The organism is Micromonospora sonneratiae, from assembly GCF_042679305.1.
Taxonomy (GTDB): Bacteria; Actinomycetota; Actinomycetes; order Mycobacteriales; family Micromonosporaceae; genus Micromonospora_H; species Micromonospora_H sonneratiae.
In genome coordinates, this window is record NZ_JBHTMP010000041.1 from 1 (window position 1) to 17391 (window position 17391).

The window sequence follows — 17391 nt, forward strand, 5'->3', positions numbered from 1 at the left end:
TGCCGGTTTCGAAGCCGGGGTTGCCGAGCTTCTGGCCGGGGGCGGGGCAGCCGCCGCCGGGTCCGTTGACGGTCAGGGTGTAGGTGGAGGTGCGGGTCGCCGCCGTGCCGGTACCGACGATGGTGACCTGGTAGTGGCCGGCGGGGGTGCTGGCGCTGGTGCCGATGGTCAGGGTGGAGGTGCCGCCACTGGTCACCGACGCGGGCGCGAAGGTGGCGGTGGCTCCGGCGGGCAGGCCGGAGGCGGACAGGTTGACGGTCTGTGGTGAACCGCTGAGCGTGGCGGTGTTGACGGTGCTCGTGACACTGCCGCCGGGTTCGACGGTGCCGCTGGTCGGACTGACGGTCATGGCGAAGTCGTCGGCCGGCGTGCTGGTGCCAGCGAGATTCCAGACCGTGTGGGCGATGGCGTTGGTGCTGACCTCCATCACCCGCGATCCGACGTTGTTGATGTCGTCGCAGCGGGAGTGGTAGCACGGGTCGTCGTCGGAGCCGATGCCGCCGACCGGAATGCCGTACCTCGTGAACGACGAGTGGTCGGAACTGCCGTCCCACCGGACGTCGTAGGTGCCGATGTTCCGACTGGCGAAGTAGCTCTTGAAGATCGAACTGACCGAGGCGGTGTGGCTGTACACGCCCCAGGTCGTGATGTCCTTCGCGCCGACCATGTCGAAGTTGAGGTACGTCTTGATCTTCTGTCGTTCGGTCTGGCTCAGGTTCGTCGTGTAGTAGTTGGAGCCGATCAGGCCGAGTTCCTCGGCACCCCACCAGCCGAACCGGAGCCGCTTCTCGGGACGTAGGCCGGCGCGGGACACGGCCAGGGCGACCTCCAGCACCGCGGAACTGCCGGAACCGTTGTCGTTGATGCCGGGGCCACTCGTGACACCGTCCAGGTGGGCGCCAGCGAAGATCACGTTGTTGGCGTCACCGTACGGCCACTCGGCGATGACGTTCCACCCGGTGGCTCCGTTGTACGTGAACGGCTGGAGCGTCGTCTGGAAGCCCGCACTGTTCAGTTGCGCCTGTACGTAGTCCGCGGAGGCGCGGTAGCCGGGGCGGCCGTGAGCGCGGTTACCGCCGTTGTTGTTGGCGATCGTCTGCAACTGGTTGAGATGTGCCATCACGTTCTCGACCGGGATGGTCGGTGGGGCGGCCAGTTGCGTGACCGGGGCGACGCTGGTCGACCGGACCCCGGAACTCGGCGTGGCGTACGCGGTGCCGGTTACCAGGGTGGTGGGGATGCTCAGGGCCAGCGCTGCGACCGACGCGATCAAGCGTCTGTTCATGGTCTGCCTTTCGCGGGTAGGAAGGTTCGGCGGCCCATCCACGGGGTGACCGCGGTTCGACCACCGGATGTCCGGCAGACAGTATTAGAAGATGGCCATCGATGTCTCGGGTTTGCCGTTGCCAGTATTTGCGGGGCCGACCCGTCTGCTGTGCGGACCTTCTCCGTGGGACCGCCCTCGACCGATCGTCCTCCGGAGATCCGTCAGGTGGCGGGGATGCGAACCGTCGCGATCCAGGCCGGCGGTTCAGGGGTGTCCACCCCGATCAGACCGGCGATCAGCCGGGTGTCGTGCAGTGGTGTCCGTGGCCACGGCGTCTGCCCGTCGGTCAGCACGATCACGAAGCTGGGCGGCTCGGCTGCCCGTAGCGCCGCGTTGATACCGACACGCATGTCGGTTCCACCACCACCGGTCAACACGACGTCATGGACCGACGAGACCCGTCGTGTGACCTGCACAGCGGCATCGCAGGCCAGTACGGTCACCCGGTTGCCCCGGATGCCGACCGCCCGCAGCACCCCGGTGATCTCGCCCAGCGCGGTAGCCAACGCCTCGTCGCTCATCGAGCCCGACGTGTCGACCACGATCGCGACGCGGGGTAGCGGCTGACGAAGGCTCGGCAGCACCACCCGCCGCAGAGCCGAGCTGCGGCGGGAAGGCCGACGGTACGAGTAGTCCACCGCGCCACTGGCCCAGGCGGCTGCCTCGCGTACCAGCCCGGTCAGGACCTGACGCCAGTCGACAGTGGGCTCCAGCACCTGCGACGCCCACCGCTGCCAGCCGCCGGGGACCGAGCCTCGACCACGGGCATGGGTACGGATCGCCTGGGCCGTCTGCCGGCGGATCGCGTTGGCCTCCACCGGCCGTACCGCCGCTGTCCCGGCCGTGCCGCCGAGGTCCCACGGTTGGCCCTGACCATGTGCGCCGGAACCACAGTTCCAGGTGTGCCCGGTCGGCGGCAGCAGCGGCAGGTACTGCTCGAAGAGCAGGCCCGGCGGGAGACCCGTCGCCACCGGGTCGACCCGGCCGGCCGGCAGCGGTAGCCGATCGGCCAGCAGGTCGTCGTTGATCTCACAGTCCTGTGCCAGGTTCACCCGATGGTGGTCGTGTCGGTCGGTGGCGGTGAGCAGATCGGCCCGGCCGTGATGGTCCCGTAGCAGGTGCGCCACCTCGTGGATCCAGACTGCGGCCAGCTGTTCGACCGGAAGACGGGCCACGAAGTCGGAGGATACGTAGCAGCGCCAGTGCCGGTCCACCGCCATCGTCGGTACCTCGTCACTGGCGACGACGGTCAGGCTGAACAGGGCCGTGGCGAGATATGGCCGGTCGTTGGCCGCCCGGAACCGGGCAGCCAACAGTTTCGCCCGGTCCAGGGCAGCAACCGGAACCGGGCCCGCCGGGATGCTCATGCCGGCCCGGGCATCCGTCCGGACAGCCGCAGCACCTCGATGAAGGCGTCGACCGCGTCCGGCACCGGCCAGTCGACCTGTCGCATGGCGGCCAGGTCCATCGCCGCCCGGGCGGCGACGTCCGGCACTCCGGCATCGACCGCCTTGGCCAGTACGACCCAGCCGGCCTCCCACCGCTGCCGGGTCGTACGGGACTGCACGGCCGAGACCATGGCGGTGAGGAAGGCCAGCTGCCGGTCGCCCCGGGCCGGCAGGGCGAACGCCCCGGGATCGGCCAGTACCCGTTCCGGGTCGGGCAGGTCCAACTCGTCCAGATAGCTCAGGAACTCCAGCCCGGCCCCGTCGCCGACCGCGCCGACCACGGTGGCCCGGAACGCATCCGTCCCGGTGCCTGCGGCGTGGTGGAAGGCCAACAGCCGCAGCACCATCTCCCAGGTGCGGGGGGACGGCCAGGCGCTGCCCCGGGACTCGGCGTCGGTGGGCAGGTGGTGCGCCAGGCCCGGTCGGGCGGTGAGGAAACCCGCGACGGTGCCACGCGCCCGGGCTACCGCACCGGCTAACCGACGCGGGTCCACGGTCGGCACCTCGACGGCCGGCCAGGTGCCGGCCAGCCCCCGGGCGACGACCCGGGGATCGTGGACCCAGCTGAGGTGGACGAACCGGTTGGCCAGCGGTGGACTCAGGTGCCATCCGTCGGCGGCGCTGGTCGGTGGGTTCGCGGCGGCCACGATCCGGACCCGGTCCGGTAGCTGCAGGCTGCCCACCCGGCGTTCCAGCACGACCCGCAGCAGGGCGGCCTGCACGGCCGGTGGCGCGGAGGAGAGTTCGTCGAAGAAGACCAGACCCTCGCCCTGGCGGGTGACCCGTACCGCCCAGTCCGGCGGGGCCATCGGCACCCCGTCCACGGCCGGATCGTCGCCCACGATGGGCAGCCCGGCGAAGTCCGACGGCTCGTGCACACTGGCGATGACGGTCTCCATCGGGGTGCCGAGACCGTCCGCCAGTTGGTGCAGCGTCGCGGACTTGCCGATGCCGGGCTCGCCCCACAGCAGCACCGGAAGGTTGGCGGACACGGCCAGGGCGAGTGCTTCGACCTGCGGATCGTCGACCGCCTCGGTGCGCTGGACACGGGTCGCGGCGATCAGCTCGTCGGCGGCGAGAAGTCGGTGGCTGGCCAGCGTCACCGCTCGACCCATTCGTTGAGCAGGTCGTGGATGCGGGCGATGGCGCTCCGCTCCTGTTCCAGGTCCTCGTCGTCGGCGTACTCGGCACCGCTCTTGTAATAGGCGATCTCCAGTGCGCTGGTCCCGGTGTCGTCCTCGACGTTCGGGTCGGCACCGGCTTCGAGCAGCGCCCGGACGAGTTCCACACTGCCGACATCGCCGACCGCGACGTGTAGCGGGGTACGTCCGTGGACGTCCCGGGAATCGATGCGGAGTCCGGCCGCCAGCAGTCGGGGCAGCACCTCCGTGTGGTCCATCGCCCGCAGATGGTGCAGGAGACACCGGCCCCGACCGTCGCGCATGTGTGGATCCAGACCGGCGTCCAGCAACTCCAGCAACGTGCGGGACCCGCCGTGCAGCACCTTCTGCAGGATCTCCTGCCGCTCCTGTCGGAGTCGGCGGGGCAGCCGCTGCCGGCCCCCGGTCCAGGCCTGCTGTACGGCGAAACAGCCGGTCACCTGTCCGCCGAGGCTACGGATGGCCTGCTCACGTTGTGCCTCCTCGACGGTGTGCGAGGGGGTGTCGAGCTTTCCGTCGCGGTGCACCACCGTGTGCCAGTCGCCCCGGCAGCGCACTCGGATCGGACGTTCGTCCAGCCGGGTCGGACCCGGTGCCGCTGGCTCCGGCCGACCCGGGAACAGCGCCTGACGGACCAGCGGGTGCAGTTCCCCGGGGGTGATCAGACCCTGCCAGAGCAGGTCCAGGTCAGGCGGTCGACGGGACACCATTGAGCCGATCTTGAGCTCGTCGGTGGTCCAACCGGTCAACCTGGCCCGGGGTCGGGCCGGATCGGCCATCGTCAACTCGACCGCCAGGTGGAAGCCCAGCCGGATCACCGTTACCGACCTGCCGTATCGGGTGGCCAGGCGGTTGGCCTCCGGCACCAGTTGGGTCAGGTTGAAGGGGAACCGGAGCAGCGGTGCCAGTCCTTCCCGGTTGACGTACGTGCTCTCCGGTGGCGTGAGGTCGAGGTCGATGCCGGCCGTCCGCCAGGCTGCGCGGAACTCACCGTCGCTGAGCTGCCGCAGCGCCGCTTCGGCTCGGCTGGCCGGGTCGGTCGGGTCGAAGTCGTCGGCGAACCCCGCCACGGGTATCGGGGTGCCATCCGGTTGGAACCCCGGCAACCGCTCGGCGGAACCGCCGTAGGCGAAGCGCAGCATCCTGACGTGCTCGGTGCTCCACAGGTATGGCGGCAGGTCGAACACGCTGTAGCGGTTGATGTCCGCCGGGGTGAGCAACTCCAGTCGGAGCCGCTGGGAGCCGTCCACGGTGCTGGGCAACCGTACGGCAAGGAGCGGGGTGTCCTTCGGCAGCGGCTTCTCGACCGGGTCGTCGACACAGGAGAGGATCCAGTGCTCGTCGGTGACCAGGCTGGACCGGCCGTCCAGCGCCCGGGGCAGGTGCCAGCGCAGCAGGTCCGGGGCCAGCCGCGACAGGTCCAACTCGATCCGTTCGGCGGTGTCGGACCCGAACCGGTCGGCCACCTCCCCGAGGTCGAACCCGACATCGATCCGGCCGGCCGCGCACCGGCCACGCCAGTCGTCGCCTGCCCGCTGCGCGCACTCCTCGATCATCCAGTCCGGCACCGCGTACCGGCGGATCCGTTGCCAGGTCCGCAGTTCGGTGAGGTCTTCTGGGCTGCTCATCGGTACACGCTCGCGATGGCTCGGAGGTCGGGATGGGGCGGGGTGAGCGGTCGGTCGGCAGGCTGCAGGGTCGCCGTCGCCTGCCGGCGCATCCGTCGGGGAACTCCACCGCTCAGCCCCAGGTACTCCAGGGTCGGATGCCCGTCCAGGACCTGGAGCAGGAGTTTCGCGCCCCGGCCGGTGATCTCGGTACGCCGGAGGTCGAGCCGGCGCAGCTTGCTGCCGTGCAGCGCCCCGGCCAGGGCCGCCGCACCCTCGTCACCCACCACGTTGCCGTGCGCGCCCAGTGCCCGCGCCGACGGCGGCCGGGCGAGGTCGAGCGACTGCCAGCCGGTCAGCCGAGCGGCCAGCATCCTGACCCCGGCTGGGGTGATGCCGTTGCCACCCAGTCCCAGGGTCATCGGCAGCCCGGTCGCCTCCTCGGCCAGCGCGGCGGCACCGCTGTCGCCCAGGTGGTTGGCGGCCAGGTACAGCTCGTGGATGCCGGCCTCGCGGACCAGCGCGCCGAGGGCCGGTACGGCCTCCGGCCCCAGGCCGTTGCCGCCGAGGAAGAGCCGTTCCAGTGGGACGTCGCGCTGGGCGAGCGTGTCGGCCAGCCGGGTCAGGCCCCGTACGGTCACCCCGACGTTGACCAGATCCAGCGTACGCAGCGTACGGTTGCGGGCCAGGGCGGAACACAGCCGCAGCACGCCCTCGTCACCGATCGGATTGCGCTTGAGCCACAGGGCGCGGATCACCTGGTCCTCGGCCAGCCGCTCGGCCAGCGGATCGATCCCCGCAGCGTTGATCCGGTTGCAACCCAGGTAGAGGGTCTCGATCCGGTGGTCTGGCGGGAGAGCGGCGGCGACCGCCTGGAGGCCCTCGTCACCGAGGCCGTTGGTGCCCAACAGAAGGTGTCTGGTGTGCCCGGACCGGGCGGCGGCGTGGACCAGACGGGAGGACATCACCGGACCGACGCCCTGCTTGCACAGGTCGAGCCGGCCGTCCGGTTGCAGCGTGCCGCGCGGAAACTCCTCGGCCTGCTCGACGCCGGCCGGGTCGCCGAGCCGGGTCAGTAACGGTACGAAGTCCGAAGGGTCCGCCAGGCCGGTCTCGGGATGGCTGATGGCAGGGCATCGTACGGGGGTCGGGATCGCATCGGAACCGTCTACCACTGCACACTCCGGTAGTCCTTGAGGAACTGGCCGTGCACCGGCTGGCCGGAGACGCCGCGCACGATCGGGTCGTAGACCCGGGCCGCGCCGTCGACCACGTCCAGCGGTGGGCGGAACCCGGCCTCCCGCTGGGCCGTCTTCTGTGGATGCGGGCGCTCGTCGGTGACCCAGCCGGTGTCGACGCTGTTCATGTAGATGCCCGAGCGCAGGTAGTCCTCGGCGACGGTACGGGTGAACATGTTCAGCGCCGCCTTGGCCATGTTGGTGTGTGGATGGCGTGCGGTCTTGTTGACCCGTGAGTAGCTGCCCTCCATCGCCGACACCTGCACCACGTGTCGGTCCGGGTACGCCGATGCCTCGAGCAGCGGGCGTAGCCGCGAGGTGAGCAGGAACGGCACGAAGGAGTTGATCACCTGGACCTGGAGCCATTCCTGCGGACTGACCTCGCTGTCGCGTAGCGTCCAACTGTTGACCGGGCGCAGGTCGAGCGGTTGCCCGGTCTCGTCGACCTGCCCGGCCGGGAACAGCGCCGCCAGCGCTGCCGGCAGGTTCGCCGGAGCCGGGCTGGTGGGTGGGGTCACGACGGCGGTCAGAGCGAGGCGGGCGGCCCGGCCGGTCAGCGGCTCCCGTTCAGCCTCGCGAACGGTGCGGTGATATTCCGGCGGTCGGTACAGCGTCTGCGCCGCATTGTTGATCAGAATGTCCAGGCTGTCCCAGCGTTGCCGGGTCGTCGAGACCAGGTCGAGCACCGCACCGAGGTCGAGGAAGTCGACCCCGTGCAGGTGCAGCCGGTCGGACCAGTCGTCGAAATCGGGCACCTCGGCGTAGCGGCGCGCTGCATCGTGTGGAAACCGGGTGGTGACGAGCACGTCGGCCCCGTCGCGCAGCAGCTTCAACGCGGTGTGGAAACCGATCTTCACCCGGCCACCGGTGATCAGTGCCCGCCTGCCTCGCAGGTCGCACCGGGCGACCCGCCGGGTGGCGTTCTCCCGGGCGCAGTCCGGGCACATCAGGTGATAGTCCGCGTCCAGCGCGCGGTAGACCTCCTTGCACACGTAGCAACGGCGGGGTCGGTGCAGCATCGGCTGCTGGCCCGGTCCGACGTCGGTGGGTGGCGGGGCCGGGGGAGTCAGCGACGGGATCTCGTCCCGGTACCGGGACGACATCTCGATCAGTGCGTGGTCGTGCTGTGCGGCCAGTACGGCTCGACGGCGCTTCGAGCGCTTCTTGACCTGACGATGCGCATCGCGCATCGCGTGTTCGACCTGCCTGGCTGTCTCGGGATCCAGGGTCCCGGAACCGGCTGCCGCCAGCACGCGAAGACAGGTGTCCACCTCGTCGGGGCCGATCGGCGGCACCGTTTCCTCCCCAGGGAAAACCGGGCGGCGAGACCGGTCGGATTCGAACCGACGTCCTCCAGATTGCAGTCAAGGCGCGACGACCTCTGCGCTACAGCCTCGCCGGGCGCGAGCCTACCGGATCACCCTGACAACAAGACCATCACGGTACTGGTCGATGCCCGTCGAAGCTGCCCGGTTCGACGATGGTGACCCGGCCCCTGCCCGGTTCCACGATGGTGCCCCGGACCCCTGTGTGACCCGGACCCCGGTGTGCCGCGGACCGACCCGGAGGCGGTCCGGTCCTACAGGTTCCGGTGGGACCGACGAGACATGACGAACAGGAGCACCGGCTCCCAACCGTCCGGCGGTTCGCCCACGCGCCCGAACCGCCGGGCGGGTGGGCCGGTCAGGCTCTCAGGTAGTGCAGTTCGTTGAACGGGTTCATCGTCGGTAGGGGCGTCACCGAGGTGAAACCGGCGTCCAGGCCCAGCCGACGCAGTCGTTCACCGGGCAGACCGAGGGTGCCGGAACCACCGCCGTCGTTCCGGGAGGTCGGCAGGCAGTACAGCACGCTGGTGGCGTACAGGATCGTGGCGAACGGGTTGCCGCCACCTCCCGGTGCCGGATCTGCGGCACTTTCCAGGACCAGCAGGACACCATCGTCGGCCAGCGCCTGTCGCGCCCGGCGCAGCAGAGCGACCGGCTCGGCGACGTCGTGCAGCACACTGAACGCGGTGATCAGGTCGTACGGCCCGGACAGCTCCCGTACCGCGTCACCCTCGACCACCCGGACCCGCCCGGCCACGCCCGCCGAACGCGCCGCCGCCCGCGCTCGCCGTACGTTGGGGCCGTGGCGGTCGAAACCGACTATCTCGCACTTCGGAAACGCCCTGGCGAGCGCGACCATCGCCACCCCGCCGCCGCAACCGATGTCGGCCATCCGGCCGCCGGCGCTCAGCCGGTCCACCAGCCCGTCGATGCCGGGAAGCCACGCCTGCACCAGCAGGCCGTTCAGCCAACCCGCGCTCATCGCCTCCATCGCGACGTAGAACTCGTCCGGATAGGCGTCCGGTGCCACCCGACCCGTACCACGTAGCGCCGCCGCCACCGGTTCGACCATGCCGGCCATCGCGTGGAAGAGCCGGTACCCCGGGGTCAGGTCCATCGGGGACCGCTGGTCGGTCAGGAGCCCGGCCAGCGCCGGATCGAGTGAGAATCGGCTGCCCGAGGGGTCGGTTCGCAGGTAGCCGGCCTGTGTCATCGCCGCCAGCCACTCCCGAAGGTGCCGTTCGTCGAGGCCGCAGCGGTGCGCCAGATCGGTGCTGCTGGTCGGTCCCGATGCGGCGAGCGCCGCGAAGATTCCACAGCGTAGCCCGACGACGACCAGGAGGCTGGACATGGCGCCGGCCAGATGCCCGGTGACCAGTTGGCTGGCGGCCATCACCGCGGACATGTCGGGGGTCGCCGGGAAGTCCGGGCGGGTCGGCGGCTTTTCAAGCCCGTGCATGGTTGACCTCCGTGACTCGCGTGAGGGTGAGCAGGGGAACGCCGGAGACCACCGGTGGGTCGACCATGGTGGCGGGGGAGAGGTGCAGACGTACCGTTGCCGGAGTCGGTCCGGATCCCACCACCACCGGTCTGTCGGCCGCGCCGACGAGCAGACACGTCCGTGGCTCGCCGAGCAGCGCCGAGCGCAGCGTGGCGCCCCTCGGATATGCGTAGGCCAACAGCTGGAAACGTCCCCTGGGGACACCGACCAGTCGGAACGGCCCGGAACCGAGCCGGTTGGCGCAGGCGGCCGGTTGACCGAGTGGGATGCGACCGGGGAACAGACCGACGAACACCAGCATGTCCTCGCCGTCCCGGGCCCGTACGATGCCCGAGACCGATCCGCTCGGCACCGGAGCGTCCGGCGGCGGATCCGGTTCGGGGAACTCGGCCAGTGTCCGGTGGCCGTGTGCCGTGCTGAGCCGACGCAGCAGGCGTGGGCTGATGCCGACCTGCTGGCCGAACTGGGTGGTGAAGGTGCCGAGACTGCTGTAGCCGATGCCGGTGCAGATGTCGGTCACGCTCAGGTCGCTGTCCACGAGGAGCCGCTTGGCGGTGGCCATCCGGGTGGCGGAGAGGAAGCGCCCGGGTGGCGCGCCGGTCACCGATCGGAACACCCGGCTGAAGTGGAACGGGCTCAGGTAGGCCAGCCGGGCGAGGTCGGCCAAGCTCCGGGTTTCCCCCGGCCGGTCGCGCATGGCGCGGACCACGTGCTCGATCGCCTGACGTTGATGCTGCGCGGGTGGGCTCAGCGGCGCGGCCGCTCGGACACTCACCGACTGCCCCGGTTGACCGGCCGGTCGGCGTGGGCGGCGGCCATCCGTAGCGCCTCGGCCCAGGCGGCGGCGAACCGGTGCCGGAGCCCCCGGGCGCGCAGGTCAGCCAGGCCGAGGTCGGTCCAGCCGTCGTGGGAGATGTTGAGCAGCAGCCGGCCGGAGTCGTCGGTGGGGGTGGTGGTGACTGCGCAGCGGGTCGTGGCGCGCGCCTGCGGGATGGCCACCGCGAAGCTGAGTGAACGGTCCACCGTCAGGTCCCAGTCCCGGATGGCGAACCGCCGTGGTCCGTCGTCGTCGACGACGAAGAACCATCGGGGATCCGTGCCCTCGGTGGCGATCGGCATCCAGTCGGTGACCGTGTGGCCCCGTAGCGGTCGCCATCCTTCCCGGTTGGCCGGCAGTTGCACGCCGCCGTCGATCAGCGACCGCCAGCCGTACCGGGCGGGCTCGCCGGTCGTCAGGTAGCGATCGAGCCGTTCGAGGAAGTCCAGCCAGCCGGCCTTGAGCTGGGTCACCTCGCTGGCCGGGCGGCCCTCGGCGTGGTCGTCGAGCACGATCACGGTGCCGTCCATGCTGCTGGACAGCTGCCAGGTGATCCGTGCCTCGGGTCCGACGCCGAGGAAGCGCCACCGGTAGGCGAGGCGGCGCAGGGGGATCAGGCTGTCGCCGACGACGTCGAAGTAGTCGCCGTCGTCGAAGTCCAGCCGTACGGCGGCCCCGGGCGTCACCGGTTCCGTCAACGTGCCGAACCAGGCTGTGACCGCCGAGGGCTCGGTGATCGCCCGCCACACGGCGGATCGGTTCGCCGGTAATGTGATCATTACCCGTACCAGGCCGTCGGGAAGCCGGCGATGGTCGTCTGACACGTCGGGTCACCTCATCTCCTGCTGGCTGTGGTCTGCCTAACGAGCGGAAAAGCGGTAGTGGCGGATGGGAGGCGCGGTCGGGTCGGCTGCCGGTGCCACCGTGCACTCGACCCGGTCGCCGTGGACGCTGGCGCGTACCAGTAGGGCTTCCGAACCGAGTCCGACCCTGCCGGCCGGTCGTCCGGTGGGCGGCGACCGCAGCCAGGGTGCGGCCGCCTCGGACACGGCGGTGACCGCCGCGTCGAGGTCCGCCCCCGGGGGTACGACGAGCTCGGCGTCGATTCCGGGCAGTCCCTCCGGGCGCCGAGCCCAGCTCCCCTGGGCGCCGGCCCGCACGCCAGCGACCAGCAGTGCCCCCGGCAGCGACGTGGCCTCGGGGGACCGGAGGGCGCCGACCAGGTCCACGGTCGCGGCCACGCCCCGGCGTACCGGTACGGGGACCATGCCCAACCGTCGAGCCGCGGTCCGGGCCACCTGTCGGGCCATTCCCGCCCCCGACCACAGCGACCACTCCACCGTGCACCAGTGACGCGCCGGCCCGGCCGTGGCCAGCCGCGCCATGGCACGGCGCAGCAGTTCGTTGGCCAGGGCGTACCCGCCCAGCCCCGGGTGGGCACCGTACGCGGTGACGGACCCGAACGCGATGACGCCGGTGAGCCGGCGCGGGTCGATCGCGGCGACGGTGTTGTGGAGGGTGTCGACCTTGGCCGTGACCAGCCGGGTGACGGTGTCCGTGTCCAGGGTCCGGCCGGTACCACCGGCGACCTGCCCGGCGCAGTGCACCACGCTACTTGGTGCCAGACCGCCGAGTAGCCGCCGCGTCCGTTCTGGACAGCCGAGGTCCACGGCGATGATCCGGGTGTCCGGCGCGGCGTGGCGGAGCAGGCCCAACCGGCGGGTGAGGTGTGGCGGTAGGTCTTCGGGGCCACGTCGATCGACCAGCACCGGTACCGCGCCGGCCGAGGCGATTCCGGCGGCTACCGCGAGTCCGAGCCCGCCGAGTCCGCCGGTGACGAGGACGAGGTCGTCCCGGTGGAGTCGCGCCGGTGGGGGGAGGGGGACCGGGCGCCAGCCCGTCGTACCGACCGTCGCGGTGTCGTCGATCAGCAGGTCGTCGGTGGTTGGCGGGCTCGCCAGCAGGGTCGTGGCCGACCGGAGTGCGGCCGTACCGGTGCTGAGTAGTTGAAGGCAGCTGGCTTCCACCTGATGCTCGGCGGCCAGCCCGCGTAGCAGGCTGCCGCCGCCGGCTCCGGTGTGCACCAGGGTGACCCGACGGCCGTCGTGCCGGGCGGTGTCGACCGCTCCGGCGATGAGTCCGGCCAGTTCGGGCCGCCAGGTGTCGCCGAGGGCGACGAGGGTTGCCCGTGGCCCCTGTCGCGGGTAGGGGGCAGCCCGCAGGTGGCGGATCAGCGGGTGGTCGGCAGGTCCCTGCGTGTGCCAGCGGACCGCGTGTCGGGGCAGTTCGACCGGCAGGCGGTACGGGGCGAGCGCACGCAGCGTGGTGGTCGTCGGGCGAGAACTGATGAGCGACATGGATACCGCCTTCTCACTTGAGAAATGTGTATCACAGTCGACTATCGAGCGGGAATAGAGCGCAGCAACTTGAAAGAAGCCTAGAAGGAAGCCCGCCTTCTAGGTTTCGAAGTACAGGCGCTAACCCTCCGAAGGAGGCTCAGATGGCCATCGACCTGTGTAACAAGTCCCCCGCAACGGTTGCGGAGAACAACCCGGGAGCGTGGGAGGACACGGTGCCGGCGGAGACCGAGCCGATCCTGCTCGACGACCTGAACGTCGACCAGCGTGACGCGCTGAACTTCGCCTACCGTACGACGTTGTCGAGTGTGGACCCGCGGTTCGTCGCGGGTGACCCGGCAGCCTGGTCCAGCGACTTCGGCTACGCGCTCAACAACGTGGCGATCCGGCTCGACAACCGGACCAACGAGGAACTACGGGAGCAGGCCCTCGCCCACCCCGACCCGGCGATGCGGGAGCAGGCGCTGTTCGAGTACGCCGACCGTGACCTGCCGGACGCGATCGAACTGCTCGAGCAGGCGGTGCTCCACGACCGGGATCGCGAGGTGCGCTGGGACGCGCTCTGGGCGATCGAGAAGCTGGGTGGCCCGCATGCGGTGAGCACCCTGCACAAGTTCGTCCGGGACACCGACCCGGAGATCGCCGAGTGGTCGGGTCTGTTCAAGAGCGAGCTGCAGACCGGTGACCCCGCCTTCGACGGTCGTTCCGGGCTGTTCACGCCGGGCCGTACCTTCGACGAGACGATCTACCTGCTGATCCACTGTGATCTCTACGTGCGGTTGGACGACTCCAACCAGCACTGGGGCAAGCTCTCGCTGGCCCCGCAGGGGTTGGCGCGGCTCTTCGGCCAGGCACACGCCTGCCCGAACGTCGCCACCCGTGAGCGGCAGCTCGTCATCGCCAAGACGATCGACGGTCTGCATGCCGACGGCTCGCCGCACTGCGACAACTACCTGTTCCGCGGCTTCACCGACCGTACCCGCCGCGACCGGGGCAACTTCTTCTTCGAGTCGCTGGTGCCCCGGACGTTCTTCAAGTCCGGCCATGCCGACGACCCGAGCGAGGGCACCCGGCAGGCGCAGATCGGCTTCGCCCGCTATGGCACCTGGCACCTCGAGCCGAAGTTCCAGGTGCACGACGAGCCGGCCATCCGGTACGTCCGTGGCCGGTTCCAGGGCTGGGGCTACGTCAACCTGGCCCGCATCGCCGGACAGCCGATGCAGAACATCCTCACCCCGGGTAACGGCGTGCTCTCCACCCTGCACGACTCGGAGATCGGCCACATGACCAATGCGTTCATCCTGGGCACCTTCAAGGGCAAGCTGAACGACTGGGACAACGACGGGGTCATCGACCTCAACTCGCGCGACGTCTACTCCACTGTGGACGGCGAAATCGACATGAACCAGGACGGCGTCGCTGACCGCCCCGGCCTGACCTGCTGCGACCACACCACCCTGCTGCCGTAACCAACGGGAGCTGCCGTAACTAGCGGGAGGAAGTCATGACGACTCCAACGATCAAATACGGGCGGCCGGTCACCACCGACGGTGTGCCGAACGTCTACGCGGGTGCCCCGGTCGTGCCGTGGACGCCGCCGGAGCCGGGAATCGACAACCTGGGCATCAGCTCGGTCGACACCTTCGCGGTCCCCGGGGTCGGCGAGTACACGGTCGAGTTCAAGGGCTGGGTGCGGGTGGTCCGCTCGACCCCGACGTCCGACGAGTGGTCCAACGCCGAGGTCTACACCAACCTGATCGAGATGAAGATGGTCGGCGAGTGCGAGGAACTCGGCAGGATCACGGTCACCCTCAACCCGGAGTGCCTGTCGGCGGGACAGATCCGTACCCCGTTCGACCCGTACGCCGGTGAGGGCCCGTCGGCCAAGGCCTGCCGGATGGCGGTCGGCGCGATCTTCGACATGCCGAAGCTGGGCCTCAAGCTGATGAACCGCGAGCCCATCATCCTGACCATCGACGATGTCCGGTCGATCCCGCCGGCGGGCGCGCCGGGCAAGGGCCAGATCTACCGGATGATGCCGCTGTACGACATCAACGCGGCGGACGACGAGCCGATCGCGTACCTGACCAGCCTGCGTTTCGCCATGGGGGGCTACCTGGCACCCGAGCAGATGTGATGCGCCGGGAGGAAGCCGGGCGGCCCTGCCGTCCGGCTTCCTCCCGTGGCACCGACCGGTAGCGGACCGACCCGAGGAGGAAGCCATGACCGTCGACGACCCGACATCGGCCGCCGCGTGGCGGGACACGTCAATTCCAGTACTTGACATCGACAGCGCGGACTTTCCGCCATTGCACCGCAACGGGGCCTTTCCGATCGTCCAGGATCGATGGGAACGTCTGGTGAGTACGGTGCGGATCGCCGCACCGGTCGAGCGGGTCTGGGCGGCGTTGACCGATCCGGAACAGGTCGGCCAGTGGTTCGCCGTGTGCCGGGGGGCATGGGCGGTGGACGGCGCCGAGTCCATCCTGGACTTCGAGGACGGCGAGTTCTTCCTGTGCCGTACGGTCGAGGTGCGGACGCCGGAGAGCGGGGGCCGGGCCGAGTTGCGGCACCTGTGGCGTTGGGTGGGTGTCGGGCCGGCCACGTCGGTCACCTGGTCGATGACCGCCTGTGGGCCGGAGGTCACCGCTGTCACGGTGATCGAGGAGGCCGTCAACCCACCGTCGGACTGGCGATCGTGGAACGGCATGGGCTGGCCCGGGATCCTCGACCAGCTTGCCGACTTCATCCGTACCGGGGTGCCCTGGCGGTGGCCGTGGCGTCGGATGGGTCCGTACGTGCAGACGGAACTGCCGGGCAGTACGTTCGAGGTGTGGGCGATGCTCACCGCCGTACCGGCGATGCAGTTCTGGCTCAGCCGGGCCACGGGCTCCCTGGCCGAGGGGCAGACCGTCGACATCATCCTCGGTGACGCGAGTGGGGTCGCCACACTCCAGGTGCACCGTCACATCGAGGCGAACCAGCAGTTCCCGTCGTATCTGCCCCGGCTGGAGTTCGGCCTGCGACGGCCCGGGTGGCCGGCCGAACTGTCCGGTCACCTCTGGATCGAACCCGCCGGGCTCGGCCGCAGCCTGCTCCAGGTGTTCCATACCGGTTGGGAGGCGTTGAGCGTGGTGGCCGCACCGTTGGCTGAGCGCAGGCTGCTCACCGGGTTCTGGGTCGGGGCGTTCGGCCGCGCCGAGCAGATGGCCCAGAGCCAGCACCGGCCACCACCCGTCGTGCCCGGACCGGTGACAGCGGGCGCGGGTGACGACCGGATGCCCGGGGATGCGCCGTTCGGCGCCGGCCCGCACGGCTGGAGCAGATAGCGGCGACCATCGGTACGCCACCGTGGCGGACGGAGTGGAGGAACCCATGCGGGCGCTGATCATCGGTGGCGGACCGGCTGGACTCGCGACGGCTCTCGCGCTGCGTAACGGCGGGATGGCCGCCACGGTGTACGAGCGTCGGGCCGCTCCGGACCCGGTCGGCACCGCGCTGACCCTGTGGCCCAACGCGATGTCGGCGCTGCGTCTGCTCGGTGTGGCCGACGAGGTGGCCGCGGTGGCGCAACCCTGTGACGGTACGCAGATCCGTCGGTGGGACGGCGTGCTCCTCAGCCGTACGCCGGGTGCCGAACTGGTCGCGCGGTACGGGTGGCCCGGCGTGACGCTGTACCGTGCGGATCTGATCGGCGTGCTACGGGCTGCGCTGCCGGCCGACGCCGTACGTTGGGCCACGACACTCGTGGACCACCGGGTGGGCGTCACCGACGTGACCGCCGACTTCGCGGACGGATCCCGGGAGTCGGCCTCGCTCCTGGTCGGGGCGGACGGAATCCGCTCGCCGGTACGGGCCCGTCTGCTGGATCGGTCCGGAGACCTTCGCCCGTGCGGATACGTGGTGTTCCGCGGCATCGCCGATCTCTCCACCGAGGGTGCTCCGGGGCTGATGGTGATGGGCAGGGGAGCGCAGTTCGGGGCGTTCCCCCTGCCAGCCGGCCGCACCTACTGGTTCGCTTCGTTGCCGGATGCGTTGGCCGCCCAGGTTCCTGAGGCGTCGTTGGCCTGGCTGCGCCGGTACTACCGTGCCTGGTGCGATCCGGTTCCCCGGCTGATTGCCGCCACCCCACCCGACTGGGTCGTCCGGACACCGATCAGCGATCGGGCGCCACTTCGTCGGTGGCATGACGACCGGGTCGTGCTGGTCGGGGACGCGGCACACCCGAGTGCACCGACCCTGGGGCAGGGCACCTGCCAGGCGATCGAGGACGCGGTCGTCCTGGGCGAGTGCCTGCGAGGTGGTGGACCCCTGCCGCCGGCGCTCGCCCGTTTCACCTCGTTACGGCGGGGGCGGGTCGCCGGTGTCACCCGGCAGGCTCACTGGATGGGTGTGCTGGGCAGGTGGCGCAACCCTGTGGCGTGCGCGTTGCGTGACGGGATCACGACCCATCTGCCGAGGCGGTTGCAGGATTTGCAGCTCGACCAGATGTTCACCTTCCGTGCCGGCCGGATCAGTCGTCCGAGCCGGCGGTGACGGCGTAGCCTGAGCCTTGCTTTCCTGACTCGCGACACTGGTCAAAAATTGTCACATATCAATTAGATCGTGTTT

General features: G+C 70.2%; 14 protein-coding genes and 1 tRNA gene. 4 read left to right on the forward strand and 11 right to left on the reverse strand.

What is annotated here, in order from left to right; all coding sequences use genetic code 11:
* The 11 genes from ACFQ4H_RS23410 to ACFQ4H_RS23460 form a co-directional block, all read right to left on the reverse strand.
* The coding region (locus tag ACFQ4H_RS23410) for a M28 family peptidase (RefSeq protein WP_377573993.1) at positions 1-1285 on the reverse strand (1285 nt) is incomplete at its 3' end.
* 203 nt (positions 1286-1488) lie between these two features.
* A complete protein-coding gene (locus ACFQ4H_RS23415) occupies positions 1489-2694 on the reverse strand; it encodes a vWA domain-containing protein (protein ID WP_377573996.1) in 1206 nt (401 codons plus the stop codon).
* A complete protein-coding gene (locus ACFQ4H_RS23420; RefSeq protein ID WP_377573999.1) occupies positions 2691-3890 on the reverse strand; it encodes an AAA family ATPase in 1200 nt (399 codons plus the stop codon). Before ACFQ4H_RS23420 ends, ACFQ4H_RS23415 begins: the two co-directional genes overlap by 4 nt.
* Complete coding sequence (locus ACFQ4H_RS23425) at positions 3875-5563, reverse strand: ankyrin repeat domain-containing protein (RefSeq protein ID WP_377574001.1); 1689 nt, start codon at positions 5561-5563, stop codon at positions 3875-3877. Before ACFQ4H_RS23425 ends, ACFQ4H_RS23420 begins: the two co-directional genes overlap by 16 nt.
* A complete protein-coding gene (locus ACFQ4H_RS23430) occupies positions 5560-6717 on the reverse strand; it encodes a leucine-rich repeat domain-containing protein (RefSeq protein ID WP_377574004.1) in 1158 nt (385 codons plus the stop codon). Before ACFQ4H_RS23430 ends, ACFQ4H_RS23425 begins: the two co-directional genes overlap by 4 nt.
* Positions 6711-8075 carry an SDR family NAD(P)-dependent oxidoreductase gene (locus ACFQ4H_RS23435; RefSeq protein ID WP_377574007.1) on the reverse strand — a complete coding sequence of 455 codons (1365 nt, stop codon included), beginning with the start codon at positions 8073-8075 and terminating at the stop codon, positions 6711-6713. The genes ACFQ4H_RS23430 and ACFQ4H_RS23435 overlap by 7 nt, the downstream gene beginning before the upstream one ends.
* Positions 8076-8103: 28 nt before the next feature.
* Positions 8104-8176: transfer RNA gene (locus ACFQ4H_RS23440), tRNA-Cys, on the reverse strand.
* A 287-nt stretch (positions 8177-8463) separates the two neighbouring features.
* Positions 8464-9564, reverse strand: a complete 1101-nt coding sequence (locus ACFQ4H_RS23445) for a class I SAM-dependent methyltransferase (RefSeq protein ID WP_377574009.1) — start codon at positions 9562-9564, stop codon at positions 8464-8466.
* Positions 9551-10381, reverse strand: a complete 831-nt coding sequence (locus ACFQ4H_RS23450) for a helix-turn-helix transcriptional regulator (RefSeq protein WP_377574012.1) — start codon at positions 10379-10381, stop codon at positions 9551-9553. Before ACFQ4H_RS23450 ends, ACFQ4H_RS23445 begins: the two co-directional genes overlap by 14 nt.
* On the reverse strand, positions 10378-11247 hold the full coding sequence (locus tag ACFQ4H_RS23455; protein ID WP_377574015.1) for an SRPBCC family protein: 870 nt from the start codon (positions 11245-11247) through the stop codon (positions 10378-10380). Before ACFQ4H_RS23455 ends, ACFQ4H_RS23450 begins: the two co-directional genes overlap by 4 nt.
* Before the next feature lie 36 nt (positions 11248-11283).
* Entirely contained in the window at positions 11284-12780 is a 1497-nt protein-coding gene (locus ACFQ4H_RS23460; RefSeq protein ID WP_377574018.1) for a KR domain-containing protein, read from the reverse strand.
* Between the two features lie 143 nt (positions 12781-12923).
* Here ACFQ4H_RS23460 and ACFQ4H_RS23465 point away from each other — a divergent pair, with 143 nt between their 5' ends.
* The 4 genes from ACFQ4H_RS23465 (at position 12924) to ACFQ4H_RS23480 (ending at position 17316) form a co-directional block, all read left to right on the forward strand.
* Complete coding sequence (locus tag ACFQ4H_RS23465) at positions 12924-14249, forward strand: HEAT repeat domain-containing protein (protein ID WP_377574021.1); 1326 nt, start codon at positions 12924-12926, stop codon at positions 14247-14249.
* A 35-nt stretch (positions 14250-14284) separates the two neighbouring features.
* Positions 14285-14917 carry a DUF6073 family protein gene (locus ACFQ4H_RS23470; protein ID WP_377574024.1) on the forward strand — a complete coding sequence of 211 codons (633 nt, stop codon included), beginning with the start codon at positions 14285-14287 and terminating at the stop codon, positions 14915-14917.
* Between the two features lie 85 nt (positions 14918-15002).
* Positions 15003-16109 carry an SRPBCC family protein gene (locus tag ACFQ4H_RS23475; RefSeq protein ID WP_377574027.1) on the forward strand — a complete coding sequence of 369 codons (1107 nt, stop codon included), beginning with the start codon at positions 15003-15005 and terminating at the stop codon, positions 16107-16109.
* A 46-nt stretch (positions 16110-16155) separates the two neighbouring features.
* The gene (locus tag ACFQ4H_RS23480; RefSeq protein ID WP_377574030.1) at positions 16156-17316 is read left to right on the forward strand and encodes an FAD-dependent monooxygenase; all 1161 of its coding nucleotides are present in this window, start codon (positions 16156-16158) and stop codon (positions 17314-17316) included.
* The last annotated feature ends 75 nt before the right edge of the window (positions 17317-17391 follow it).

Bases quoted from the DNA above. Each gene is read 5' to 3' on its own strand.
- ACFQ4H_RS23415 (WP_377573996.1), bottom strand. From the start codon at position 2,694: ATGAGCATCCCGGCGGGCCCGGTTCCGGTTGCTGCCCTGGACCGGGCG.
- ACFQ4H_RS23420 (WP_377573999.1), bottom strand. From the start codon at position 3,890: ATGGGTCGAGCGGTGACGCTGGCCAGCCACCGACTTCTCGCCGCCGAC.
- ACFQ4H_RS23425 (WP_377574001.1), bottom strand. From the start codon at position 5,563: ATGAGCAGCCCAGAAGACCTCACCGAACTGCGGACCTGGCAACGGATC.
- ACFQ4H_RS23445 (WP_377574009.1), bottom strand. From the start codon at position 9,564: ATGCACGGGCTTGAAAAGCCGCCGACCCGCCCGGACTTCCCGGCGACC.
- ACFQ4H_RS23460 (WP_377574018.1), bottom strand. From the start codon at position 12,780: ATGTCGCTCATCAGTTCTCGCCCGACGACCACCACGCTGCGTGCGCTC.
- ACFQ4H_RS23465 (WP_377574021.1), top strand. From the start codon at position 12,924: ATGGCCATCGACCTGTGTAACAAGTCCCCCGCAACGGTTGCGGAGAAC.
- ACFQ4H_RS23470 (WP_377574024.1), top strand. From the start codon at position 14,285: ATGACGACTCCAACGATCAAATACGGGCGGCCGGTCACCACCGACGGT.
- ACFQ4H_RS23475 (WP_377574027.1), top strand. From the start codon at position 15,003: ATGACCGTCGACGACCCGACATCGGCCGCCGCGTGGCGGGACACGTCA.
- ACFQ4H_RS23480 (WP_377574030.1), top strand. From the start codon at position 16,156: ATGCGGGCGCTGATCATCGGTGGCGGACCGGCTGGACTCGCGACGGCT.